Source organism: Acinetobacter sp. NIPH 298 (genome assembly GCF_000369505.1).
GTDB lineage: Bacteria > Pseudomonadota > Gammaproteobacteria > Pseudomonadales > Moraxellaceae > Acinetobacter.
This window is the reverse complement of record NZ_KB850055.1, coordinates 950,378-977,270: the sequence shown is the minus strand read 5'-3', so window position 1 is coordinate 977,270 and position 26,893 is coordinate 950,378. Positions and strand designations below refer to the sequence as shown.

The window sequence follows — 26,893 nt, the reverse complement described above, 5'->3', positions numbered from 1 at the left end:
AAGGATTCACTCCATGGCTTTTAAAAATATTGCAGATCAAACAAACGGTTTTTATATTCCTTGCGTATCACTCTTTGGACCAGGTTGCGCCAAAGAAATTGGAAGCAAAGCACGAGATTTAGATGCCAAGAAAGCGTTAATTGTAACCGATGAAGGTTTATTCAAATTTGGTGTCGCAGATACTATTGCACAGTATCTCACCGAGGCTGGTATAGAAAGCCACATTTTTGCTGGCGCAGAACCGAACCCAACGGACATCAATGTTCATAATGGCGTAGCAGCGTATATAAATAATCAATGTGATTTCATTGTGTCATTGGGTGGTGGTTCATCGCATGACTGTGCAAAAGGGGTTGGTTTGGTCACCGCAGGTGGCGGACATATCCGCGACTACGAAGGTATCGACAAAAGCAAAGTACCGATGACCCCTTTAATTGCAATCAATACAACTGCTGGAACAGCATCAGAAATGACTCGGTTCTGCATCATCACCAACACAGACACCCACGTGAAGATGGCGATTGTCGACTGGCGTTGTACACCGCTGATTGCTATTGATGACCCTAAACTTATGGTGGCAAAACCTGCGGGTTTAACGGCAGCAACGGGAATGGATGCTTTGACCCATGCAATTGAAGCCTATGTGTCTACAGCAGCCAATCCGATTACAGATGCCTGCGCAGAGAAAGCCATCAGTATGATTAGCCAATGGCTACAACCTGCCGTTGCAAACGGCGAAAATATTGAAGCGCGTGATGCGATGAGCTATGCCCAATATCTTGCAGGTATGGCATTTAACAACGCATCTTTAGGCTATGTTCACGCTATGGCACACCAGTTAGGTGGTTTCTACAACTTACCGCATGGCGTATGTAATGCGATTTTATTACCCCATGTAAGCCAGTTTAATCTGATTGCCTGCCAAGATCGTTATGCCAAGATTGCAGAATTAATGGGTGTTAATATTCAAGGTTTAACCGTTTCTGAAGCAGCATACGCCGCAATTGATGCCATTCAGGAGCTTTCAAGTTCTATTGGTATTCCCTCTGGTTTAACTGAACTTGGCGTTAAACCTGAAGATCTACCGATCATGGCTGAAAATGCGCAAAAAGATGCCTGCATGTTAACGAATCCGCGTAAAGCGACCCATGCTCAAGTCGTGGAGATTTTCAAAGCTGCCCTATAACCAAAACATACTCAAACCATAAAACCACTTTATCGTAAGTCAAACCTCTCCGACCATTGACTTACTTTTTGGGGAATGTACTTCCTAGCATTCCCCACTTTTTTTATCACCCATTAGCCACAACAAAACAAAATCGATTGACAATTCGCCAAATTCATTAAAGGATACTCAGCATGTCTTAATACAAAGTCTCAATAAAAATGAATACAACCCAGCTTTCTTCAAACCTTTACACTCCTGATCTTTTAGGAGATGACTATGAACAACAAGTTCTGAATTATCCTGATGATTATGAAGGTCAAGTTGTTGCAACTCTGATCCGTAAAAAATCAAAACAACCGACCACTAAAGCAGTGCTCTACATTCACGGATTCTTAGATTATTTCTTTCAGACGGAAATGGCGGCACAGTTTAATGCACAGGGTTATGACTTTTATGCATTAGATCTAAGAAAATACGGGCGTTCTAAATTAGCGCATCAAATTTTTTATAATGTATTAGATCTGCATGAATATGATGCTGAGATTCACCAAGCCTTAGATATTATTTCCCAAGAAAAACATGACAAAGTTTTACTCGCTGGACATTCAACAGGTGGCTTAACCGCGACACTTTATGCTGCACACCACCCGAACCATCCTTTGATTAAAGGTCTATGGGCAAATAGTCCTTTTTATGATTTTAATTTAAGTCTGGTAGAAAGAAAATTTGGTATCCCGATGCTCAGTCGTATCGGAAAAAAACTACCCAAAGTAAAATTTCCAAGCCAACTCAATCGTTGGTATACCACGAGTTTGCATAAAGATCTCAAAGGTGAATGGGATTTCAATTTAGACTGGAAACCGACCACTGCACCAACAGTTCAGCTCAGTTTTGTACATGCAATTCATACGGCACAAAAAGAGATTCATCGTGGCGTAAAACTGAATATTCCAGCATTAATCATGCATTCGCATCAAACCAAGAACCCGAAAAAATGGGGGGTAGATGCAACTCAAAGTGATGTCATTTTAGATGTTAAACACATTAAAAAATATGCGAAGAAAATGAAAGGAGATATTTCTATTGTCTCAATTCACAATGGATTACATGATTTAGTCCTTTCCGCTCTACCCGTGCGTAAACAAGTTTATCAAGAACTCTTTCAATGGCTAGAGCAGAAAATCAACTAACTTCTTTTTAGTTGTTCATCATATTTAGCAAGTAATTGGTGCGCTGGATGTTCAATTGGTAATAACTCCATTAAACGTTCTACCGCATCAATTGCTTCTGGGAAATGCGCCAAATGTTTAAGCAACAGATCTGTTTCTTGCGTCTTAAAAATCGCATCACTCAACCGAGATTCGAGACAATCTCGCCAAGCAGATAAAAATGGACTTTCTGTTTTCGCTAGAAACACCCCACTATACAATTGTAACGCTGAACTGAGATATCCAGCATCCAAGGCTTGCTCGACATGTAAAAAATCAGCTTCAATATGAACCAGTAAGCGGTATGGACGTGAACCTAGTAAACCGCCTAAAACATCTCTTAATTGCGACATTTCAGCTTTCAACGTTCCCATACTCACTTTACGTTCGCCGTACAGCGCCTGATATAAATGTTCAAGCGTCAATCCATGAGGACATAGGGCCAAAATCGCCAAGATTTCAATTTGGCGAGGCGTTAACAACAGGCTTTTACCATTAAATTTGACTTGGGGTGTTGCAAACGCACGGATATATAAATGCTGGCGTTGTTGCTCAAGTAAAGCGGACTGGATAATGGATGCACAGCGTTCAGCCGCTAAAATCCCAAAAGTATTATGATTCTTCCATGTGGTAGATAAATCAACCACACCTAGTGTTTGTTTTGAATATGGGTCAATAATGGGTGCGGCATAACATACCCAATCATGCACCGATTCCATATAGTGCTCGTTAGAAAAAACACAGCTTGATTGCTGTGTTTTGAGTGACAGTGCCAAAGCATTGGTACCAACTAATTCTTCACGCCATTGTCCACCCTTCACAAAATGAACCTGTTCAGCGGCACTTTGCATTTGAACGCTTGGCGCAGTCCAAATAATGGTACTGCCAATATCTCCCACTGCAATGACCATAGAAGATTGTTCTGCAATATGACGCAAATCATCAGCACAACGTTGTAATGCTAAGTCTAAAGTATTCTGTGAAGTAGATTTTTTTTCGAGTAATGGTGCTGCCATACGTTCTTTAGGAATATCAGCCGATATAGAACGTTCCCATGAACTGGCTATACTTTGACCGAGTTTGGCGGCGTTTTGAGGAGAGAGACTATTTTGCGCGCGCAGTTGATCAGTCAATGCCCTTTGCTGCACTAAATCCTTTTTTGTGAACATTTGTAAGTTCCTTATATATCCACATTGGTATTCCAACCTTTCTCCAACCTTCTTATTTATATACTAAATACACAGAGTACGAAAGTACCTACTGACAGGGTTCTTGTTAGTCTTTAGTCCTAAAATGCAAAGGAATACATATATGCGTTATATCGATCCGAACCAATCTGGTTCAAAAATTCAATTCAAATCTCAATATGAAAATTTTATTGGTGGTCAATGGGTTGCACCTGTAAAAGGTCAATATTTTGACAATATTTCTCCTGTTAATGGTCAAGCTTTTACCCGCATTCCTCGCTCATCGGCAGAGGATATAGAATTGGCCTTAGATGCAGCTCATAAAGCCAAAATCGAATGGAACAAATCATCTCCAACCACACGCTCTAACCTACTTCTTAAAATAGCAGATCGTTTAGAAGCTCACTTAGAAATGCTTGCTGTTGCAGAAACTTGGGACAATGGCAAACCTGTTCGCGAAACCCTTGCTGCCGACATTCCATTAGCCATAGATCATTTCCGCTATTTCGCTGGCTGTATTCGTGCTCAAGAAGGCGGCATTTCGGAAATCGATGAAGATACCATTGCTTATCATTTCCATGAACCACTCGGTGTTGTTGGACAGATTATTCCTTGGAATTTTCCAATCTTAATGGCAGCTTGGAAACTTGCGCCTGCTTTAGCTGCGGGTAACTGTGTGGTGCTCAAGCCCGCTGAACAAACCCCAGTGGGTATTTTATTGGTGGCTGAGCTTATTCAAGACATTTTACCTGCAGGTGTGCTCAATATCGTCAATGGTTATGGTGCTGAAGTAGGTCGTCCACTGGCAACCAGTCCTCGTATCGCCAAAATCGCCTTTACTGGGTCGACCCAAGTCGGTCAGTTGGTGATGCAATATGCAACTGAAAATATCATCCCAGTAACTTTAGAGCTTGGAGGTAAATCACCTAACCTATTCTTTGAAGACGTAATGGATAAAGATGATGACTTTTTAGAGAAAACGCTTGAAGGTTTTGCTATGTTTGCCTTAAACCAAGGTGAAGTCTGTACATGTCCATCTCGTGCACTGGTACAAGAAAGTATCGCAGATCAGTTCCTCGAAAAAGCTATTGAGCGAGTCAAACGTATTAAAACAGGCCATCCGCTTGATACTGAAACCATGATTGGCGCTCAAGCCTCACAGGAACAGCAAGAAAAAATTCTTCGCTGTATCGATACTGGGCGACAAGAAGGTGCCGAGATTTTAGTGGGTGGCGGTGATCGGAAAGAAGTGGGCAACGGTTTTTATATTGAACCGACCATATTTAAAGGTCATAACAGCATGCAGATTTTTCAAGAAGAAATTTTTGGCCCTGTTCTCTCCGTTACCACCTTTAAAGATTTCGATGATGCAATCAAAATTGCGAATGACACCATGTATGGTTTAGGTGCTGGTGTATGGTCGCGCTCCGCACACACCTCTTATCGTGCTGGACGTGCAATAGAGTCAGGCCGTGTTTGGACCAATTGTTATCATATTTATCCTGCACATGCCGCTTTCGGTGGATATAAAAAGTCAGGTATAGGCCGAGAAAATCATCGCATGATGCTAGATCATTATCAACAAACCAAAAATCTATTGGTGAGTTATTCAACTAAGCCAATGGGCTTCTTCTAATCTGTTGCACTAAAATGGAACATATCAAATTAGGATAATGATCCATTCTGATTTCTCTTAGACAAAAAGTAAGCAGTGTAACCTGCTTGCTTTTCCATTTTTATGGCTATTTCATTTTTAAACCTGTAACACCTGAGTATTTTTACCATTTGGAATAAAAATAAAGCAGAAAATTAAAACCAAACACATTTCGGCATTGCTTTTGCATTGATTCATTCAAACCAACTCATTGGAGTTTTGCATGAGCCAATCAGAATCTACCGCTATAACAACCCCATCATCAGAGGTCGCATCCACCGAATATTTTGCCCAAAGGCAGCTTAAACAAGGTTCTGTTGGCTGGTTACTTTTGATCGGACTGGGTGTTGCGTATGTAATCTCAGGAGACTTCGCTGGCTGGAATTATGGAATTGCCCAAGGTGGATGGGGCGGTATGTTTGTCGCTACGATATTGGTCGCGATCATGTACCTCTGCTTATGTCTGTCTATGTCAGAAATGGCGACCATGCTTCCTACGGCAGGAGGAGGATATAGTTTTGCGCGTGTCGCTTTTGGCCCTCTAGGTGGTTATTTAACGGGCACGGCGATTTTAATCGAATACGCAATCGCACCAGCAGCCATTGCTGTTTTTATTGGTAGTTATTGTGAATCCTTATTTGGCATGAATGGATGGCAAGTTTATCTCGCCTGTTATTTGCTTTTTATGGCGATTCATTTAAAAGGTGCAGGTGAAGCACTCAAACTCATGTTTGCGATTACCCTAATTGCTGTCATGGCGCTATTGGTTTTTATCATTGCGATGCTGCCCCATTTTCAATTGCAAAATTTATTTGATATCGCAGCAGGTACTCAAACAGGTGCAAGCTTATTTCTTCCACAAGGTTATATGGGGATTTGGGCTGCCGTGCCTTTTGCGATTTGGTTTTTTCTCGCTGTTGAAGGTGTGCCACTTGCAGCAGAGGAAGCTAAAAATCCTGCAAAGTCACTACCTCGTGGCTTGATTGGATCAATGTTGATTTTGACTTGTTTTGCCTTACTGGTACTTTTTCTAAGTGCAGGTGCAGTGGGTGCAAGCACCATGCAAAATGCGGCTGCACCATTAGTAGAAGGTTTAGCAATTATCTATGGGCAAAACAGCTGGGTTACCAGTTTTGTCAATTTCGTCGGCTTAGCAGGTTTGATTGCCAGCTTCTTTTCAATTATCTATGCCTATTCGCGTCAAATGTTCGCGCTGTCTCGTGCAGGCTATTTACCAAGGGTCTTATCACTCACCAATAAGAATAAAGCCCCCTATCTGGCAATCATTGTACCGGGCATTATCGGTTTTCTACTCTCACTTAGCAAAGAGGGTGACATGCTGATTCTGATTGCTGTGTTTGGTGCAACCATTTCGTATGTATTGATGATGGCAGCACATATCAAATTACGTTTAAGCAAAGCAAATTTGCATCGCCCGTATAAAACCCCCGGTGGTATTCTGACTTCGAGTATTGCATTGATTTTTGCATTGCTTGCAGTACTGGCAGGCTTTTTAGTCAATCCTAAAGTTTGGTTAATCGCGGCGGCTATTTATGCCCTATTTATTGCATATTTTATGCTATATAGCCGACATCACTTGGTCTCAGGAACACCTGAAGAAGAGTTTGCCAAGGTAAAAACCTCTCAACAAGAATTACAATGATTGAGGAAATCTGATGCGTTATAAAAATATCATCGCCAATCAACAATACGTTTTTGCTGATCTCAAAAGTGTCATGGCCAAAGCAACACCGTTGAGATCAGGAGATGAGCTTGCAGGCGTGGCTGCTCACGATGCCACTGAACGTGTGGCTGCTCAAATGACTTTGGCTGATATTCCCCTCAAGAACTTTTTAAATGAAGTCTTGATCGACTATGACCTCGATGAAATCACCCGACTGATCATTGATGAACATGATAAAAATGCCTTTGCGCCTATTGCTCATTTTACCGTAGGTGATTTGCGCAACTGGTTATTAAGTGAAGATGCCAACACGGAAAAACTACGTTTTGTCGCCAAAGGTTTAACCCCAGAAATGGTTGCCGCGGTGAGTAAAATTATGCGGAATCAAGATCTGATTTTAGTCGCGAGCAAATGTGAGGTGGTGACTCAGTTTCGCAATACCATTGGTTTGAAAGGACATCTCTCAACTCGTCTACAACCCAATCATCCAACAGATGATATTTTAGGAATATCTGCCAGTATTTTAGATGGACTGATGTATGCAAATGGCGATGCCGTAATTGGGATTAACCCTGCAACCGACAATTTGCACAATTTGGCTGAGCTGTTAAAGCTACTTGATCATGTCATTCAAGAATATCAAATTCCGACTCAGTCTTGCGTGCTTACGCATATCAGCTCTGCCATCCAACTCGCGGAACGGAATATTCCGATTGATCTCATGTTTCAGTCGATTGCTGGAACACAAGCGGCAAATACAGGATTTGGTATTTCTTTGGCACTTTTACAAGAAGGTTATGAAGCCACACTCGCTTTAAAGCGAGGCACAGTAGGCCAAAATGTCATGTATTTTGAAACAGGACAAGGCAGCGCTTTATCCAGTAATGCTCATCATGGTGTTGACCAGCAAACACTTGAAACACGAGCTTATGCCGTTGCACGAAAATTTAACCCTTTACTGGTCAATACCGTGGTTGGTTTTATTGGACCTGAATATTTATACGATGGAAAACAAATCATTCGGGCAGGTTTAGAAGACCATTTTTGTGGCAAGTTGCTTGGCTTACCGATGGGATGCGATATTTGTTATACCAATCATGCTGATGCCGATCAAAATGATATGGATAATTTACTCACCCTATTTGGAACAGCCGGTATCAATTTTATTATGGGGATTCCGGGATCAGATGACATCATGTTGAATTATCAAACCACTTCTTTTCATGATGCTCTGTATTTAAGGCAACTGTTGGGTTTGAAACCTGCACCTGAGTTTTCTATCTGGCTAGAACAACAAGGCATTTTACGGCAACAACAGCATCACATTCAGTGGGCAGAACATATGCCTGAACAATTTGCCAAACTACTCATGCACTAGGAGCTTTGGATGAAACTGAACAAAGATCAAACTTTTCCAGCTCAACCCCATCTTGATATATGGCAAAAGCTCAAGCAATTTACTGATGCGAGAATCGCACTTGGGCGAACAGGTTGTAGCGTTCCAACCAAAGCACTGCTTGAATTTCAACTCTCTCACGCACAAGCCAAAGATGCTGTTTATCAATCACTCAATATTGATCACATTTCGAGTCAATTAAAACAGCTTGGTTTTGAAACCACACAAATTGAAAGCTGTGCCAACAACAAAGAAATATTCCTTAAACGACCTGACTTAGGTCGTCAACTCAGTGAAACGTCTCGTCAAAAATTAAAAAACATTCAACTCAACTCAAGCTTTGATGTTTGTATCGTCATTGGTGATGGTTTGTCTGCACGTGCGATTGAAGAAAATGCCATTCCTTTTGTTCATCAATTACACACCTATATGAAACAAGCGAATTGGACACTTGCCCCCATTTCAATTGCAACAGGCAGTCGTGTTGCGCTAGGCGATGAAGTAGCACAAATTTTTAACGCATCGATGCTTATTATGCTGATTGGCGAGCGCCCTGGCCTAAGCTCCCCCGACAGCATGGGCATTTATTACACTTGGCAAGCCCATGTCGGCAGCATCGATTCGGAACGCAATTGTATTTCTAATGTGCGTACAGCAGGCTTAAGTATTGAGATCGCTGCACAACGCTTGTTCGCGCTAATGAAAATGTCAAAGCAGATACAACGCTCTGGTGTTACGTTAAAAGATGAACATCAAATTCCAGTTGTAGAACAGCATCAAAAAAAGCAACTCTTTTTCCGTGACTCAAGCAATGATTAGCGCAGCATCGATATTCAAAAATGCGATAGATACTTTATTTCTCACACACTTTTCTTTGAGTATAGAATGTTTATACTTGCATTGATGTTAATCATGACTAGATAAAACTCGATGATAAATACTGAATCCTTACCTAAAACTATTTATGCCATCCAACATCTTGCCTTTGAAGATTTAGGCTCTTTGGAAGATACCTTTTACCAACTTGGTTTCCGAGTTCGCTATTTTGAGGCGGGTGTAGATGATCTTAGCCCCGCACTAAATTATGAAGGACTCACTATCGTTTTAGGTGGTCCTATTGGTGTGTACGAAACCGAAGATTATCCATTTCTAGTCGATGAAATTGCAGGACTTAAACAACGTTTGGCTGCAAATAAACCCACGATTGGTATTTGCCTTGGTGCTCAGTTGATTGCTCATGCACTAGGTGCCAAAGTTTATGCAGGGCATCAAAAAGAAATTGGTTGGGGTCTACTCGAAATAAAAGCTGCTGAGCCTAATATTTTATTGCCGTTGAAAGACACTCACGTCCTACATTGGCATGGTGATACTTTTGATTTGCCTGAGAACGCCATCTTACTCGCAAGTTCTGCAATTTATCCGAATCAGGCTTTTTCGATTGGGAATAATATCTTAGCCTTACAATTTCACTTAGAAATTGCAGAGCAGAGTTTTGAAAAATGGCTCATTGGTCATACCTGTGAAATACGTCACGCTGGCCTCTCCATTCCTCAACTCCGTCAAGATAACTTATGCTATGCAGCACAATCAGAACAACAAGCTCATAAAATTATGCAAAATTTCATAGAGAATATTCGTCTTTAAAGATGAAATGTGGTCAAAAAATCACAGGTCTAAGTCATGTAGGCTTAACCTGTGAAAGATCAAACGATTAAGTGAATAAGCAAAATTAGATCCTTTAAGTAAAACCCGAAAAACAGTACATCTACAATGTAAACCGTACAAAACATAAACATTAAACTCATCAACAATCTACAAGATAATTTGAAAAAAGTCTCAAATAAACAATAGAATATAAATAATATATATTTTTACATTTTGTTTTTTTGAAGGTGGGTGCCGTTATGCTAAAGTTTATAAAGAGTTTTCATACGATTAATACTTATTTAATTTCAGCTACGATATTACTCATTTTTATTGCTGTCTACTTCTATATCAACCCATGAAAAAGTGCATAAAAGATTCGTAAAAAAGCCCAATCGTTTAATTGGGCTTTTTTATTGCTATGGTGTTTCGTCCTAAAAGTAGTCATATATTTCAGGACGAAACAAACGCTCAAAACTAACCTAGTAGCCCTTCATCACGCATCGCAATTTGAACTGACTGGCGTTCGGCAACTTTATTACGTAAAGCGATAATGTTGATATAAGGACTTAAGTCATGTTCGATATGATTCGACCAGTTGGTCAGCACAAACAAATATGCATCTGCTGGGCCAAAATTATCATCCACTAAATAGTCGTATTCAGAATGAGCTAAATAGTGATCGATAAATTTAAGTAAACGATTCACTTCAGCATAAGCTTTGGTCTTTTCATCTTCCGTTAATTTACCACCGAAAAATACAGCATAAGCATCATGCAGTTCAGAGTTTAAATAGCCTAACCATTCAAGGACTTTGGCACGTCCCATACCCGACGGCGGAATTAAATCTTGTTTAGGGTCATACTGAGCCAAGAAAGGTAGAATCGCAACATTCTCGGTCAAGATTAAACCTGGATTAATTTCTAAGGCTGGGACATAGCCTTTTGGATTGATCTCGTAATAATCTGCACCTTTCTCAGTCTTATGAGTTTTTAAATCAACGCGTTCTAAATCAAAATCTACATTAATTTCATTTAAAATAATATGTGCTGCCAATGAGCAAGCACCAGGTGAATAATACAACTTCATATTTGATCCTTGTTATCTAACTCTTCTGTTCTAAAACGCTTTATCAAAATTTGCAAAATCTGTTTTTACAAATTTGTCAGTAAAAGTAAAAATACCGAATAATTTGACTATTAGTGAAATTTCATTATTTTGCAAGTGCTCTTATGTCAAATTTTTATAGGGATCGTATACGCCCTGTTCAAATAGATTTTTTCCAGAAAAAGAGCAGCTTAATTTCTGCTCTTTTTCTCGGTTAGATTAAAGTTTTGCTTTTCTTGAGCGTGTTGAATAGCCAGCGAGACCCAATAGTCCAAGTATCGATAACCAGCCAAAGCTACCCGATGAGCTTTTGTCAGTAGATGCTTTGACTTCATCATCCTGCAAATCTAAATCAACAATCACAGGATCGTGATCAGAAGAACGATAAGGATCTTCTGCAAAGAATAATGCTTTTTGCTCATCCGTTTTATATTCTTCGTTGTAATCCAATACCGTTGGCTCGTCTGCATTTATATGCCAAGCAAAGGCTTTTTTTACTTTGCTATATAAACTCGCATCCGCAACGGCATGATCTAAATTACCTGCACCACCATAACCATCAGCATTGCTCGACACGCCAAATACATAACTATAGGCCTGCTCACCCTGCCCTATATTTTTGTCATTGAGTAGCACTTTATAGTTGGCTTTTTCTAGCGCCAAGATTGGATCTTCTTTAGCATAACTGTTTAAATCCCCCAAAAGTAACATGTTCGGTGTTTCAACTTGCGTTGGGTTTTTCGCCATCCATTGAATCAGTTGTTCTACAGCTTTAACACGTGTTGGATTCCAGCAGCCTTGACCATCTTTTTGATCAGCATCTAATGAGCTTGCGCTTACACCTGAGCAACTTTTAGATTTAAGGTGGTTAGGAATCACGGTAAACATCTGTTTTCCTGAGAGTGGCTGGAAGGTCTGTGCAATCGTGGTTCTGTTTTTATCGCCCAAATCAAACACCACTGGTTTATTGACAGGTTTGACTCGCTTACTGTTGTAAATAATCGCAACAGCAATCGCATCCGTACCTAACCGATCTATATTTTCAGGGATCACATATTTCCAATCAGCACCTAAAGCACGGGTCAAATATGCGATAGCGCTATCCTCAGCATAACCATTGTTGGCGATTTCCATCAATCCATAAACATCAGCATCGATTGCACGTAATGCACTCACAATCTTGCGATGCTGTTTTTCAAATTCTACTTGCGTTGTCGCGCCACGTTCAGTCGGGAAGCCATTCTTACCATTATCGTAGTTCAATACATTAAATGCAGCTGCGCGGATCAATTTGTCATCTTTGGCAAGCACACTTGGTCGTTCGGGTGTTGGCTTTACGATGGTTGGGAGATTACGTCCCTGAATTGGTTGAATACGCCAGCCATTAAAACGATATTCTAAAATTCCCTCTACATTTTGCAGTTGATCGCCAACGCGTAGTGTATTGGTTGCGCTAAAGTTCTGTGGCAGCCAAGGCGTTCTATTTTGATTGCTATAGCCATCATCCAAAATGACTTTTGATAATAAGTTCTTCTGTGCTAAGGCTTTCGCTTCTGTGGACATTGAGGGATATAGGTTTGTTGGAATAAATAACCGTCCCAGACTGACGGATAACTCACCGTATCGACCATAATTATAATTTTCACTGATCGTTAATGTTTGTGGCAACTTCACCAACATGCCTTGATACTGCTGTGGCGAATGTGCAGTTCCAGTCAAACTACTAAACGGTAAATCAATTGATTTCGGCTGAATTTGACTCAGCATATTGGTATTACAAACTTGAATATCTTGTTGCAGCTGATCGATTTGAAGTTGATTTTGATAGGCTGCTAAACGACCACGTAGGATAACCTCCTCACCAACCTGACCACCTTTAACGGTACTACTTGCTGGAATATAAACAAAGATCGCATTGCTCACATTTGCTTTTGCCTTGCTATCAGGTGTCTGAACATAGAAACCTGAAAAACCATTGCTATAGCGGTAGTCCGCTGTAATTACACCACGTACCGTATAATTTTGATCTTGAGCGACTGTATTTAGATCAGCGATCGCCGTATTTGAACTAGAACAACTGACAGTCTCATTTACAGGTGGTGTGATCGTTGAACCTGATAAATTAGAGAAGTCATTACGATCAGTCCATGCTTTCCACGCACTGTCTAAATCAAAACTGGTGGTCGGGTCAATTTCTGTCACTGGGTTTGTACTTTGGATTCGAATAAAACTATTCCCTTTACTTTGAACTGTTGTCCCCCAACCATTCTCAGGTTGCTCCCCGACTCGACCAAAACGATCAACCACTTTGCCTTTGTGTAGCAGCACGATCGCATCATCACCATTGAATGACAGTGAAGCCACCTGATTGACCTGTGACCCGAGCACGGCTTGTAACTCTGTGCGCCCAACTAAAAATTTCGCTTTACTGGCTAAATTACCTTGCAGTTGGAAAGCAACCGTTTTTGTCAATGCACCATTATTAAATTGCTGTATTTCATAGTCTGCGAGATTCGCACTGGTCGCATCTGGATTGTAAATTTCCAAGCCCTTTTTATTACTACTGCCATCAACATATTGGCTAAACATCAATTGTGCATGTGCGATAGAAAATGTCGTCGAAGCCCCGATTAAGCCCAAACAGATCGCGATAGAGTGAAATTTAAATGTCTTCATAACTTTTTTACTTAATGTTCAAATCGTCACTAGCCTATTCAATCTCTGTGACAGTGCGATGAAGAATTTCTTACAAGTTTTGGCTCATCGAGCAACAGATCTGCCAAATAAAATCATTTAAAGGTTTGACTTGCCCCCATGAACACTTAAAATACGGCATTTCTATATTTATATCTCCAGAATCATGTCAAACGATCAGTTAGAAACGCAAATTACGGAACTCGAAAATTTGCCTGAGCACCGCGAAATTGTGACGTTTATGCGTCGTTCAGCTCCGCTCAACACTTCACAACGTACTGCGTTGGAAGATTATCGTGATTTAATTTTGGAATATCCTGTTGGTGATTTACGCCAGCATTTTGAACATCCTGAACGCCCACTCACCGTAGAAATTGGTTTCGGTATGGGACGTTCTTTAGTCCTTATGGCAAAAGCCAATCCTGAACGTAATTTTATCGGAATTGAAGTCCACATTCCCGGTATTGCTCAATGTGTATTTGAAGCAGGCATGGCAGGTCTTAAAAATTTATTTGTGCTTGATGCTGATGCAATTCAAGTCCTGCGTGAAATGCCAGACAACAGTATCGACTGCGTACAACTTTACTTCCCCGATCCTTGGCAAAAGAAGCGCCATTTTAAACGTCGTTTCGTGATTCATGAGCGTATGCAACTGGTTGAGCAAAAGTTAGTACTCGGTGGTACTTTCCACGCTGCGACTGACTGGGAACCGTATGCAGAATGGATGCTTGATGTTTTAGATAATCGTCCAAATCTGGAAAACCTAGCGGGTAAAGGCAATAGCTATCCTCGCCCAGAATGGCGTCCCGTGACCAAGTTTGAACGTCGTGGAATTGAATCTGGTCATAAGATCAATGATTTTATTTTTAAGAAAATAAAATGAAAATCTAAGCGCTTCCAAGCTTTTTTCAATACGATCTAAAAAATAACTTAATAGCATTAAATATCATTTATTTAATGCTATTTCATTTTCCGACAGTATCCAAGATATTCTGATAAATGCTAAAAATTTTTAGTTTTGAAATAGCTACAAGTCGAATTATTTTTAGGGCTTTAGTAGATTAACATGGTGGCTAGGACCAACTCTTGCCGCCCCATACGATCCTGATGAAGGTTCGAGTTGTTTACAGAATTTCGAAAATCTTTCCACTTAAGATACTTTGAAAATACATTTCAAACCCAGGACGAATATCTTCATCATCAACTGTAATATGTTTTATATTTGAAAATGATTGAGTATTTTCAAAATTACTATTAACTGTAGCCTGAATAAAGTGCTTAACACCAAATTGATCTATTACACCGATACTTTGTTTAAGCATTAATATACCTTGATAAAATTATAAGAGATAAATAATTAATTTAATTACTCAGAATCTACAACTCTGTTTAAGCAACTCTATGATTTAACTTAAATAATTTATTCAATGAGGTGTAAAAAGTACGACCATCTAGGTTCAAATCAACTTCAACACCAGACTGAAGAAGAACTTTTTTGCCCACTTCAATTGTTTTTAAACCTTGACGTGTATTTTGCATCTTATTGACTGGAATTAGCGATACTATAATTTCTGTACCATTAGGAGCTTTTGCGATTAAATCATTTATTTTTAACAATTTACAGCCTATTATTTTAGGTTTTTCAGATCAGAAAAACAACTTTGAAATTAAATTTTGAATTATAAAAAAGTACTAATAAATAGTACTTTTTTATCAATGCTTGTTATTGCTTAGATAGCAATAATATTTACAGCATTCGGTCCTTTTTGACCTTGAGCTACGCTAAATTCAACCATTTGACCTTCAAGTAAGGTTTTAAAACCAGAACTAGAAATTTCGCTAAAATGAGCAAAAACATCTGGACCTGATTCTTGTTGAATGAAACCAAAGCCTTTAGTTTCGTTGAACCACTTTACAGTACCTTTAACAACATTCGAGTTTGACATAATATATCCTATTAATTTTTAATAATTTATTGAGTTTAACTTTGAAAATAATAAATAATGAAACTTAAAATCTGAAAAAACGAAGGATTATTACTAAAACTGCGATACTTAAAGAAGATTTACCGAAACAAAACTTTTTTCTAGTTAAGTTAACTATACACTAAAAATGAAAATAATCAAGTTTTCTGATATATATATTTACTTTTCTTATAAAAGTAACGGCAATCGTAGAAAAATGGCTCGGCTTTTCCATGAATGATAACCCCACAAATAAATAGTTTAAACTTAAGCACAGGTAACGCTTTCCATCACGACAGGTGTATTGGCTTCTGTAGCAATGACAGAGGCCGCAATTGCTTCGACAACCTGAGTCAGAGACTGCCGCGAAACATTGACAATATCACCAATTTTATTACCATCCGCACCAACAGAATTGGTAAATGCCATTCGACAACTGAGCTGACGGTTAGGCATAACAACATTCTGTGCACCTGTTGGTTGATTCAATGGTCTTGCTGGGTCATCACGCTTAATAATCCAAGCCACAGCCACCTCTATATCCCGATTCATCGCGCCGATTAAAGAACGCGTGTTGGAGTATTCGATAATATCAAAACGAGAAAAGTCCGTTGCAATACGATAGGACACTTTGCCACCCGTCATACCACTGCTATAACGATCCACAGCACCCAATTTCTGTTGTAGGCCCGCAGATAACCCATCCCGTAGCTCAGCCCCTAAAGTGGAAGTCCAACGTTCATTACCCAATACATGAGATTTACCACTACTGTCCTGCAAGACCATTGGTGCCCTGTTTAAACGGTCTGGCAATCCCACAGGCAGTACTTCAATCACCCGTACATTTGAACTTACCAACGGTTTAACTGTTGGGGTTAAGGCATAGTAGTTTGGTGTAGGAGAACTGGAACATCCTGCTAAACCTACAACTGCCAGTAGCAGGCCACAACCTGCTCTACTAAACTGCGGAAAATAGGACAAAAAATGTGAGCTATTTTTTTTATTTACCATTCTTAACCTCAGGCGTTTTCCCACGAATGAGTGATTCTGGGTGTTGTTCAATATAGTCTGCCATTAACTGTAAAGAAGCGGCAGCACGTGTCATTTGCTGTAAAGCACGGCGTACATCCTGTTGCATTGGCGCGTCACTCGATAGAATGGTTTCAGTAGAGCGCATGGTTTGACGTACATCATCCAATGTCGCTTGTAGTCCCGGGGCAACTTTACCATCTAATTGCTTCACTAATTTATCTGTAGAGCTAATCGCTGAATTCATATTATCGAGTGTTTTACGGACATCCTGCCCAATTTCCACTAATGGGAATTTATTCAATTTATCCGCAATTTGCGATACTTGTGCTTGTAAACCTTTCAACTCCGTTGGTGTTGTTGGCACCTCAATCACACCGTTTGATCTGATGATTAAGTTTGCTGGTTTTGCTTTAGGGAATAAATCAAAGGCGATATAGTTCTGCCCTGTCAGTAGATTTCCTGTACGCATCTGAGCACGCCAGCCCCTTTCGATGAAACGTTTAAAAATTACACCGTCAGGATCGAGTTCTTTGCCATTCGCTAAACGAGATGGATAAATCACCCCCTCAGCCCGCATACGGATCTGAGTATAATTTGCATTAAACTCAGCATTAATCGACTGTATATTTCCAATTTCAATACCCATAAAGTCAATCGGCGCGCCTGCCGACAAACCGCGTAGAGAGTGATCAAAATACATGATGATGCGATGTGATTTTCTATCTGGCTCTTTCAATGCTTCAGTACGAGAATCCCATAAATTAAAACGACTTTGATCAGCAGCAGCGGCAGCATGTGAGTTTTCAGGATAACCAAAGGCAATTCCGCCAGCAATAATACTCACCAGTGATTGTGTATCCAGCTTAAATCCTGATGCACTTAAGCTTACATCAACACCACTAGCCTGCCAGAAACGCGCATCTGTCGTCACGAACTTATCATATGGTGCTTGAATAAAAGTTTGTAGCTCTACACTCTTACCATCTTTGGCCAACTGATAAGCTGTGATTTGCCCCACATTGATCTGACGATAATAAATAGGAGAACCAATATCCAGTGAGCCTAAATTATTGGCTTTTAGAAAAAAAATTTTACCCGGTACATCGGATGAGATGACTGGCGGTACTTCCAGACCAGTAAATTCGTTCTGCTTTTGTTCTGCCCTACCACCATCAACCTCAATATAAGCACCCGACAATAAAGTATCAATTCCTGAAACACCACTCGCACCTATTCGAGGACGAACCACCCAGAATCGTGAGTCTTTTGCAGCAAAATTACTGGCATCCTTACGCAGTTCAATTTTTGCAATGACATGTGAACGATCATCTGCAAGGTCAATCTGGCGAACAAGACCGATATCCACTTGTTTAAAACGGACTGTCGTCTTGCCTGCAACCAATCCTTCAGCAGTTCTAAAGGAAACATTAATGGTCGGTCCAGTATCTAATACCGCTTTGACTGCCAACGACAGACCAATCAGAAGTGCGATAAATGGAATCAGCCAGATCAGCGATGGCCGCCACCGTCCTTTATTTTTCTCAGGTTCAGGCAAAACCTGATGCATTTTCTGTACAGCATTAGGATCCTGATAATCTGAGCTTTCGTTGTTCGTTTTATTTTCAGACATACACACCCATCATTGTTTTATTGGCTGGAATTAGATAAATCATGATTCAAAGGAGGATGATCCACTTGAATCACGTCTTAGCCTTGCAGGGAAAGCCCATTTTTGTTGCGCGTACTCTGGGCAGCAGCATAATTATCCCAAATAATACGCGGATCAAAACTAAGTGAAGCAAACATGGTTAAAACTACAACTGCACCAAAAGCAAGTGCTCCCGGTCCAGCGAGGATAGTTGCCAGCGACTGAATCTGAATAAGGGCTGTCAATAAAGCCACCACAAAAACATCAATCATCGACCATCGACCGATAAACTCAACAATTCGATAAAGCATTGAGCAATGCTCAGGTGAAAAGTGCAATCGCTCAGAAGACTGCAGTTTCACAACAATCAATAGAAAACACAGAATCAAAAGTTTTAACATGGGAATAAAAATACTGGCCATAAAAATAACAGTAGAGACCAGATAATCCCCATTCTGCCAAAAATAGATCACACCACTCATGATCGTATCTTGCTGCCTTCCTAACAGAGAATCCGTTACGGTCATCGGAAGAACATTGGCTGGAATATATAAAATACTCGCAGCAATCACCAAAGCGAAGGTTCTGTCTAAACTCTTTGGTTTACGTTGATGCAGCACACTATGACATTTCAGGCAATGTGAAGCGTGTTTTTCTTCAGCCCCTGCAACCCATTTATTGAGCGTTCCACAGCAATGACAAAGCACCAAAGACAAATCTTTGGCTCTTGGATATTGCAGCGAATTATCAATGGCTGCTTCAGAGGAATATTCTGAAGAATTGCGCGGAGGCTGATCCGTTTTCATCGAAGTGTCCTGTCGATCTCGTCCCATAGATCCTTAACTTTCACTGAAGCAATATAAACCAGTAATATACTCAGTATGGCGAACCCCCATAGTGCAACACCTGGAATCACCACGACCATACCGACCAGTTTAACTAAAGTCACCAGTACGCCAATCAAAAATACTTCAACCATTCCCCATGTTCTAAATAAAAACAAGGTACGCAATGCTGCGACTAAATAACGGGGTCGAACTTTAAAAAAATGAACTGATGAAAGTACATAGAACAGCAATAGCAGATCCATCAATGGCACTACAAAAGTTGTGATGAGAATCAGAACACCTACTGGCCCTTGCCCTGCATGAAACATTGCCCATGCCGCACCAAGTAAAGTCGTCTGGGAATCGTGACCCTGCAATTCCACCTTAACAATAGGAAAACTATTGGCAATCACAAATACAATCAGCGCTGTTGTTACCATTGCCAGTAAAACACTAAAAGGTTTGCTTTGCCGATAAAGCTCAGCACCACAGCAAAGACAATAAGCGCGTTCACCTTGTGTTAGCTGAATTCGATGATATACCGTGTCACATTCCTCACAGGCAACCAGAGTTTGCGGTGAAATATCACCATTTTGAATTAACACTTGTTGATTCATAGATGCAGAAACTGGAAGAAAAGAGGAAGGCTCACTCATAGAACATAAACACCATTTTATAAATTTTTTTTAGACTGAAACTCATTTTGCTATATTTTACTGAGATGTATACAGATAAATTGTGATAGTTTTTTGATGATATCCTGTTGGTTATATTTTTTTAAGAAAATTAACTAAATCAATCCGAGTGATGGCGTTTATAAATGCCATCACTCATCAATCTATATACTTCTTCCAAATCTGGCCGATGAGATTGAGCCAATAATCCTTGATGCATCTTTAAAATATTCTGATCGCCCCGCATCGCAGGTCCTGTTTGCATTTGCTTTGGGTGAGTACGGGTTGCTTTATTCGCTGTTTCTAAAATCAATGGAAATAGTAAACTGAAATCAACTTGTTCTGCATCTACAACTTGTTTTGCCATATCATAACAATAATTACTAAAATTACATGCAAACACCGCAGCCAAGTGTAAGGTTTGACGCTGTTGTGAATTATATTGATAGACTCGATTACTTAGGCTGTTTGCTAAGGTTGTGAGTAGAAGCAAATCTTCATGCGTTACGGCTTCAACAAAAAGTGGAGTTTCCAACCAATCCACTTCCCGTTCAAAACTAAAGGTCTGTAATGGATAGAAAACCCCAGCACGTTGCTGCTTCTGCGCGACGACAGATAAATTTGTACTTCCCGAAGTATGCACGATAAGACATTGCGGCAAATATGTTGCGATCGCTTCTACAACATCAGGTATCACGAGATCACTAACAGCAACAACCACTAAGTCTGTTTGCGGATTGAGTTGATCTACACCATCAATCGCTTGAGCATTGACCTGTGCTGCTAATCGTTGGGCGTGGTGTAAATTGCGACTAAAAACTTGAACAATTTGATACTGTGATTGAAATGCCTTTGCTAAATGTGTGGCGACTCGTCCTGCACCGACAAATGTGATTCGCATAAACTCGATCTAAAATGATTGCCTGACCGAAGCATGCCAATAAAAAATACGTAAATCAATCCACAATCACAATGATGGCTATTTACTTATCTGATAGAGCCATAATAATGAAAAACTAGCAAATATTAAGGCAAAAAATGGAAAAGCTTTGTGCTGCTTGGTCTCTTGAGGCACAACAGGTAGGGATAAAATAGGAGGCGCTAAGCGAGCTTTTACCGCTGGCTGATCCAAGGATAAAACTTCATTGATCCAGTTGGGCAATAGTGCATAAATTGACTCTTTGTGCTCTCTAAGATAGTAAATAATACTCATCGTATCATTGCCTACCTCATTTGAAAGTACTGCTAGACTTTTAGGAATGGCTCTATTTAAAGTTTTTTCAACTTCACTCGCTGGAACTCTGCCTGCAGCCAATCGTAAAAGTAGTGCATTTTTTACTTGGTCATTTTTTTCAAATAGATCATAAACTGAAGGGGTAAGTTGTTCTTTGAGTTGATCAACAAGTTCTGGTTTAATTAAAAATCGAGACAAAAGAATTGGGTAAAATCTTGATAAAACATCATTTTTTTCATTTACCAAGCAGGTTTGATCATTCACAATCACCGATGAAACTTTCTGTTTAAGTAACTCCATTGGATTTATAGGCATTGTATTAGCTCCAACAATTTAAATGATTTACATCTCTTTTTTATAATTTTATGCAAAACGAATCTCATTTCATCTGCTTACTTTAATATAGTTTTTATGTTTTTTATCTATTTTTAAAAATTTAAATACAATATATATACATCAATTCTTAGACAGCAGAGCAAGCCCACTAAAAGGCTTACCCTGCTCACGATGACTTATGCTTATGCAAATGTAGTGACGACTTTACCAGTCAACTGCTGTCCAAGTAATGGCGTGTTTTTCCCTTGCGAGATAATCGTATCTTTAGTAACAGTCCACTGTAACTCAGGATCAACCAATACCCATCCTGCTTCTTCCTGCCAGCGATCTGTGATATTGGCAACTTGTGCAGGAATCGAAGTGACCTTTTCAACCCATTCCAATGGCTCAAATACACCTTCTTGAATAAGTTGTACACCCAATCCAACATAGGTATCGAAAGCGGTAATACCTGATTGCGTTTCCTCGAATGGCGCTATTTTCGCTGAGCTGCTTAATGGTTCGTGATGCGTACAAATCGCATCAATCACCCCTTCTTTAACCGCTTGACGCAATAACAACTTATCTTGTTCAGAGCGCAAAGGCGGACGTACATGCGCCAGTGAGTTAAAACCATCAATCAATTGTTCAGTTAAATGCAATTGATGCATGGCAACATCAGCAGTCACAGGTAAGCCTTTGGTTTTTGCTGCACGAATCAATTCAACAGAAGCGCCACAAGACAATAGACCAAAATGCGCTTTTACACCTGTTGCTTCGATCATTAAAAGATATTTGGCGATTGCAACTGTTTCTGCGATTGCAGGAATCATTGGCAAGCCTTGACGCGATGCAATGAAGCCTTCGTGAACACAACCATCTTTGGCGATTTGAGGCTCTTCAGCGTAAAAGACAACAGTTAACCCTAAACCTGCCGCATATTCTAATGTACGAATAACCACATCATCATTTTCAAAGGCAGCATTGGCATTGGAAACAGCCGTACAACCACCCTTTTTTAACCCCGCCATATTGGCAGGTTGTTTGCCATTTAGACCTTGGGTTTGTGCGCCAATGATTTGTAAATAAATACCGCCATCCAGTTGCGCTTTTTCAATCAAGCCATGAATCAAAGCACCGTTATCTTGCACAATCGGCTTTGAATCTGGCGGTGTAATGACATGCAAAATACCATTGGCGCGTGCGGCTTTACCCTCGGACTTTAATGTTCCGTGTTGCTGTTGCCCTGGTTCACGTAGCCGAGCGCATAGATCCACCATGGTTGGCATCAACCATTTATCCTGACCATTTATGGTTTCATCGACCTGTTCAACCGCATCAACCAATTTACCGTTTTCGATATAAACCGTTTTGACTTGATCAGTTTTTTGAATTGGATCGAGCACACGGACATTTTCAATTTTTACAATACTCATGTGATCTATCCCTTACAGCGAAATCGCTTCAATCAAACCTTGTTCTTGTAACTGCCCTTGCATCGCTAGTGCAAGCACCGCCATACGAACCGCAATACCATTGGTCACTTGTTTCAGGATCACGGATTGATCACCATCAGCAACACTAGAATCAATTTCAACACCTCGATTCATAGGCCCCGGATGCATCACGATACAATCGGGTTTGGCCAAAGCAAGGCGTTCTTTATTTAGACCGTACATTTTGTAAAATTCTGATTGTGAAGCGAGCGCTGGTGAATCAATACGTTCATTTTGAATACGCAATGCGATGATCACATCACAATCAGTAACACCAGCATTCATTTGGTTAAATAAACGTACATGTTCACCATATTCGTTAAAAGCGACAGGCAATAATGTATTCGGTGCAATTACACGGATATCTTTACACCCTAAAGTTTGCAATGCTGCAACATTAGAACGTGCCACACGAGAATGCTTAATATCACCAATAATCGCCACACTCAGCTGATCAAAAGGCTTTTTAGTCTCACGGCGAATGGTTAACATATCCAACATCGCTTGCGTCGGGTGTGCATGACGACCATCACCCGCATTGATAATAGCGACATTTGGGCAAACATCTTTGGCAATAAAATGCGCCGCACCCGAAGACGAATGTCGTACTACAAAAATGTCCGCAGCCATCGCTTCTAAGTTCCAAAGCGTATCGCGTAAGGTTTCACCTTTTGATGTGCTTGAACGTGCGATATCAATGTTCAAAACATTGGCAGATAACCGTTTTGCTGCGGCTTCAAAGGTGGTACGGGTACGGGTGGAATTTTCAAAGAAAAGATTCATCACCGTCAGCCCTTCTAATAACGGACGGTTGATCAAATTATTATTGTCATCTAAAAAGCTTTGCGCTGTATCTAGGATTTTGGTCAGGCTTTCCTTGGAAAGACCCTCAATGGTTAAAAAGTGCTTTAAATTTCCTTGTTGATTCAATTGAACCTGACTTGGTTGATGCAGGGCTGCAATATGCATAAAGGATTCCTATGGGTCGAATCACCAAAACTTGCATAGTGTAGCCCAATTCTTGGGTTTTAGCAGAACAACTTTTCACCCTTATGTTGCCATTAATTAGGAAGTTGCAACAAATTCGATCTATCGCAATGCACCAATATAGTGATGCGAAACCTGAGCCTGATAGATTTCCTCAGCAGTCACCTCACTTGAATAGACATCCAATGTCTCAACCCGCTCATTTTCTAAGTGATCTTTCTGCTCTGCCACCACAACTGCTTTTGGTTCAGGATATAAATCGATGAGTGGACTTAACCGAGCAACATAGCGTTCCAATTCAGCATCTTGAGTTGCCAAAGCGATATCAACAATATGTTTGGCATACGCTTTGTTGCTGACCAGATACATGACATCTATCACACGACTCGATACACGTCTCAAACGAACATACATTTGAGTTGCAATCGTAAAAGCTTCAGCATTGACCAGCACGTCATTATTTACATTCTCTTTCATAGATCCCCCACAAGTTCCCCATTAAACTACTTAAATTTCATCAGCTTTTGGAAAAATAAGACGCTGATGATTTACAAGACCATCTATTAAGTTAAGTAGCAAAATATGTACCAATAATTAAAATATTGTACAAATATGAAATCGATCGCCTAAAGCATCCTCGTGAGGCCAAATTCAAAAAATAGCTTTTAATCGATGATAAAGCTGACAATCACACAAATATGCACCGACAGAACCGATAAAAATCAGTTAAAATACGCGATTGCTAAAATCGCTTTTGGAAATTTGAATGAATTCAACACAACGTCTTACAAGCTACTGGGTAACCTGTGCGGATGGACTTGAAACCCTACTTCAACAAGAACTGGAAAGTTTAGGTGTTCAAGACATCCAACGTTTTGCTGGACGTTTAATTTTCCAAGGTACGCTTGAACAGGCTTATCGTATTTGCATGTGGTCTCGCCTAGCCTCTCGTGTACTGTTACCGATTCATAAACATGAACTTGAATTTACCCACGATGCGCGAGATGTGGCAGAAGAACTCTTTGAAGGTGCGATTAGCTTCGATTGGTCTTTAATTTTTGCACCACAAAGTACCTTCGCGGTGCGTCTGCATGTTGAACGAGATATCAAGGTCAATACGCAATTCGCGACTTTACGTGTGAAAGATGGCGTTGTGGATTCCTTTATGGAAGCCGTCGGGAAACGCCCAAGTATTGACATTAAGCAGCCTGAAATTACGCTTTATGTTTTAGCCGGGAAAACTGAACATACCTTCTGTCTCGATTTATCTGGTGACTCCTTGCATAAACGTGGCTATCGCCATTTTATGACCGATGCACCGATCAAAGAAAACCTCGCGGCGGCGATTTTACAAAAAGCACAATTATTACAATATCAACCCGATATCATTCTTGATCCGATGTGTGGTTCAGGGACATTTATTATTGAATCATTGATGATTTTAACGGATCGTGCGCCAGGTTTGGTTCGTCGTTTCGGATTTAATGGCTGGCATGGACATGATCGTGAACTGTGGATGTCGATCAAAAACGAAGCAACTGAACGACATGAAAAGGCTTTAGCGAACCCACTACCAAAACTCTATGCTTATGATGCAGATTGGGAAGCGGTCAAAGCGACCCGTCTAAATATCATTGCCGCAGGCTTTGAAAGTGTTCTTGATCAAATTCAAATCGAAGAACGTACTTTAGCTGATTGGGATGATTTTCATGCTGAAGGTAAAAAAGCCTTTATCGTTACAAATCCGCCTTATGGCGAGCGCTTAGGGGATAAAGCTTCTAGTCGTTCATTCTACTTAGGCTTATCTGGATTATTACAAAAGAATTTCCCAAATCAGCCTGCTGCGGTGATTGCGGCACAAATCGAACAAGCAGATGTACTTGCTATCAATGATCCGCAAACTTTACGTTTGATGAACGGTAAGCTGCCGATTTACATTCGTTTTGGTATGATCAAACCAGCAAGCGTTGCACAACCATTTTTAGCAAATTGGCAACCGTTACAATTTGAAAAGATTGAAGGTGCCGAAGACTTTACCAACCGTTTGCAAAAAAATATGCAAGCATTGAAAAAGTGGGCTGTCAAAGAAAACATCTATTGCTTACGTCTTTATGATGCTGATTTACCAGATTTTAATATTGCCGTTGATTTGTATGGGGATAGATTGCATGTACAAGAATATGCGCCACCTAAAACCATCGACCCTGAAAAAGCTAAAAAACGTTTTAATCTTGGACTCGCAGCCATTCGCGCAGTAACAGGCCTAAACCGTGATGCCATTTTTATCAAAACACGTGCAAGACAAGCTGGAACGACCCAATACAGCAAGCAAAGTACCGCGTCAAAACGTTTTATCGTACAAGAAGGTAATGCACGAATTTTGGTGAATCTGACCGATTATTTGGATACAGGCTTGTTCTTAGATCATCGTCAAATGCGTTTAAGAATTGCCAAAGAAGCACGTGGTAAACACTTCCTAAACCTGTATAGCTATACCTCAACAGCAAGCTTACATGCAGCTCTAGGCGGCGCGGCAAGTACCACAAGTGTTGATTTATCTAATACTTATCTCAACTGGTCTAAAGAAAACTTTGTATTGAATGGTTTAACGGTTGATCATGCAGATGAACAGCACATGTTCTTTGCCAGCGATTGCTTTGAATGGTTAAAAGAAGGTCATGAACAATACGATTTGATCTTTATTGATCCACCTACCTTCTCTAACTCGAAAAAGTTTTACGGTACATTTGATGTACAACGCGATCATCTCTCGCTGTTAAAGCGTGCCATGAACCGCCTAACCACTGAAGGTACTTTGTATTTTTCTAACAACTATCGTGGTTTTGAGCTGGATGAGGAAATCGAGGCGATGTATGACATTGAAGAAATTACCTCTGAAACCATCGGCTTAGATTTCAAGCGCAATCAAAAAATCCATCGCGCATGGAAAATCAAACATCCTGCGGTATAAATA

24 protein-coding genes are annotated in these 26,893 nt (G+C 40.3%); 9 read left to right on the top strand and 15 right to left on the bottom strand.

Annotation, left to right across the window (positions count from 1 at the left end; genetic code table 11):
* Positions 1-13 precede the first annotated feature (13 nt).
* Together mdh and F903_RS09600 are read left to right on the top strand one after the other, a co-directional pair.
* The gene (gene mdh / locus F903_RS09605) at positions 14-1,186 is read left to right on the top strand and encodes an iron-dependent methanol dehydrogenase (RefSeq protein ID WP_005196635.1); all 1,173 of its coding nucleotides are present in this window, start codon (positions 14-16) and stop codon (positions 1,184-1,186) included.
* Positions 1,187-1,386: 200 nt separating this feature from the next.
* Complete coding sequence (locus F903_RS09600) at positions 1,387-2,358, top strand: alpha/beta hydrolase (protein WP_005196634.1); 972 nt, start codon at positions 1,387-1,389, stop codon at positions 2,356-2,358.
* Here the strand turns inward: F903_RS09600 and F903_RS09595 are convergent.
* Positions 2,355-3,545 (bottom strand): helix-turn-helix domain-containing protein, encoded by a 1,191-nt coding sequence (locus F903_RS09595; RefSeq protein ID WP_005196633.1) that lies wholly within the window; start codon positions 3,543-3,545, stop codon positions 2,355-2,357. The two genes, F903_RS09600 and F903_RS09595, sit on opposite strands and share 4 nt — an antisense overlap.
* A gap of 142 nt (positions 3,546-3,687) precedes the next feature.
* On the opposite strand from F903_RS09595, the gene F903_RS09590 reads away from it, so the two are divergent.
* The 5 genes from F903_RS09590 to F903_RS09570 all read left to right on the top strand — a co-directional run bounded on the left by F903_RS09590 (position 3,688) and on the right by F903_RS09570 (position 9,941).
* On the top strand, positions 3,688-5,199 hold the full coding sequence (locus F903_RS09590; RefSeq protein ID WP_005196632.1) for an acetaldehyde dehydrogenase ExaC: 1,512 nt from the start codon (positions 3,688-3,690) through the stop codon (positions 5,197-5,199).
* A 241-nt stretch (positions 5,200-5,440) separates the two neighbouring features.
* Positions 5,441-6,880, top strand: a complete 1,440-nt coding sequence (gene eat / locus F903_RS09585; protein WP_005196629.1) for an ethanolamine permease — start codon at positions 5,441-5,443, stop codon at positions 6,878-6,880.
* Between the two features lie 13 nt (positions 6,881-6,893).
* Positions 6,894-8,279 (top strand): ethanolamine ammonia-lyase subunit EutB, encoded by a 1,386-nt coding sequence (locus F903_RS09580; RefSeq protein ID WP_005196625.1) that lies wholly within the window; start codon positions 6,894-6,896, stop codon positions 8,277-8,279.
* Positions 8,280-8,288: 9 nt separating this feature from the next.
* On the top strand, positions 8,289-9,116 hold the full coding sequence (eutC, locus tag F903_RS09575) for an ethanolamine ammonia-lyase subunit EutC (protein ID WP_005196618.1): 828 nt from the start codon (positions 8,289-8,291) through the stop codon (positions 9,114-9,116).
* A 111-nt stretch (positions 9,117-9,227) separates the two neighbouring features.
* On the top strand, positions 9,228-9,941 hold the full coding sequence (locus tag F903_RS09570; protein WP_005196617.1) for a glutamine amidotransferase: 714 nt from the start codon (positions 9,228-9,230) through the stop codon (positions 9,939-9,941).
* A 477-nt stretch (positions 9,942-10,418) separates the two neighbouring features.
* On the opposite strand, the gene F903_RS09565 is transcribed toward F903_RS09570, so the two are convergent.
* Both F903_RS09565 and F903_RS09560 read right to left on the bottom strand, forming a co-directional pair.
* The gene (locus F903_RS09565; RefSeq protein ID WP_005196616.1) at positions 10,419-11,030 is read right to left on the bottom strand and encodes a glutathione binding-like protein; all 612 of its coding nucleotides are present in this window, start codon (positions 11,028-11,030) and stop codon (positions 10,419-10,421) included.
* A gap of 237 nt (positions 11,031-11,267) precedes the next feature.
* Entirely contained in the window at positions 11,268-13,724 is a 2,457-nt protein-coding gene (locus F903_RS09560; RefSeq protein ID WP_005196615.1) for an ExeM/NucH family extracellular endonuclease, read from the bottom strand.
* Between the two features lie 184 nt (positions 13,725-13,908).
* Between F903_RS09560 and trmB the strand changes: the two genes are divergently transcribed.
* Positions 13,909-14,625, top strand: a complete 717-nt coding sequence (gene trmB, locus F903_RS09555; RefSeq protein WP_005196614.1) for a tRNA (guanosine(46)-N7)-methyltransferase TrmB — start codon at positions 13,909-13,911, stop codon at positions 14,623-14,625.
* A 241-nt stretch (positions 14,626-14,866) separates the two neighbouring features.
* Here the strand turns inward: trmB and F903_RS09550 are convergent, their stop codons facing one another.
* From F903_RS09550 to F903_RS09495, 12 genes are all read right to left on the bottom strand, one after another.
* Positions 14,867-15,064, bottom strand: coding sequence for a hypothetical protein (locus tag F903_RS09550; protein WP_005196613.1), 198 nt, complete (start codon positions 15,062-15,064; stop codon positions 14,867-14,869).
* Between the two features lie 67 nt (positions 15,065-15,131).
* The gene (locus F903_RS09545; protein WP_005196612.1) at positions 15,132-15,359 is read right to left on the bottom strand and encodes a hypothetical protein; all 228 of its coding nucleotides are present in this window, start codon (positions 15,357-15,359) and stop codon (positions 15,132-15,134) included.
* A 113-nt stretch (positions 15,360-15,472) separates the two neighbouring features.
* On the bottom strand, positions 15,473-15,688 hold the full coding sequence (locus tag F903_RS09540; RefSeq protein WP_004671664.1) for a cold-shock protein: 216 nt from the start codon (positions 15,686-15,688) through the stop codon (positions 15,473-15,475).
* Between the two features lie 285 nt (positions 15,689-15,973).
* The gene (locus tag F903_RS09535) at positions 15,974-16,717 is read right to left on the bottom strand and encodes a PqiC family protein (protein ID WP_005196611.1); all 744 of its coding nucleotides are present in this window, start codon (positions 16,715-16,717) and stop codon (positions 15,974-15,976) included.
* Positions 16,707-18,374 carry a PqiB family protein gene (locus tag F903_RS09530; protein ID WP_171065226.1) on the bottom strand — a complete coding sequence of 556 codons (1,668 nt, stop codon included), beginning with the start codon at positions 18,372-18,374 and terminating at the stop codon, positions 16,707-16,709. The genes F903_RS09535 and F903_RS09530 overlap by 11 nt, the downstream gene beginning before the upstream one ends.
* A 71-nt stretch (positions 18,375-18,445) precedes the next feature.
* On the bottom strand, positions 18,446-19,192 hold the full coding sequence (locus tag F903_RS09525; protein WP_005196608.1) for a paraquat-inducible protein A: 747 nt from the start codon (positions 19,190-19,192) through the stop codon (positions 18,446-18,448).
* Entirely contained in the window at positions 19,189-19,830 is a 642-nt protein-coding gene (locus tag F903_RS09520; protein ID WP_051065079.1) for a paraquat-inducible protein A, read from the bottom strand. Before F903_RS09520 ends, F903_RS09525 begins: the two co-directional genes overlap by 4 nt.
* Positions 19,831-20,008: 178 nt before the next feature.
* A complete protein-coding gene (locus F903_RS09515; RefSeq protein ID WP_005196606.1) occupies positions 20,009-20,788 on the bottom strand; it encodes a Rossmann-like and DUF2520 domain-containing protein in 780 nt (259 codons plus the stop codon).
* A 78-nt stretch (positions 20,789-20,866) separates the two neighbouring features.
* On the bottom strand, positions 20,867-21,436 hold the full coding sequence (locus F903_RS09510; protein WP_005196602.1) for a hypothetical protein: 570 nt from the start codon (positions 21,434-21,436) through the stop codon (positions 20,867-20,869).
* Between the two features lie 203 nt (positions 21,437-21,639).
* A complete protein-coding gene (locus F903_RS09505) occupies positions 21,640-22,872 on the bottom strand; it encodes a dihydroorotase (protein WP_005196600.1) in 1,233 nt (410 codons plus the stop codon).
* A 12-nt stretch (positions 22,873-22,884) separates the two neighbouring features.
* Complete coding sequence (locus tag F903_RS09500) at positions 22,885-23,901, bottom strand: aspartate carbamoyltransferase catalytic subunit (protein ID WP_004671676.1); 1,017 nt, start codon at positions 23,899-23,901, stop codon at positions 22,885-22,887.
* Positions 23,902-24,021: 120 nt separating this feature from the next.
* Positions 24,022-24,396, bottom strand: a complete 375-nt coding sequence (locus F903_RS09495) for a hypothetical protein (protein ID WP_005196597.1) — start codon at positions 24,394-24,396, stop codon at positions 24,022-24,024.
* Positions 24,397-24,685: 289 nt separating this feature from the next.
* On the opposite strand from F903_RS09495, the gene rlmKL reads away from it, so the two are divergent.
* The gene (gene rlmKL / locus F903_RS09490; RefSeq protein WP_005196596.1) at positions 24,686-26,890 is read left to right on the top strand and encodes a bifunctional 23S rRNA (guanine(2069)-N(7))-methyltransferase RlmK/23S rRNA (guanine(2445)-N(2))-methyltransferase RlmL; all 2,205 of its coding nucleotides are present in this window, start codon (positions 24,686-24,688) and stop codon (positions 26,888-26,890) included.
* Positions 26,891-26,893 lie beyond the last annotated feature (3 nt).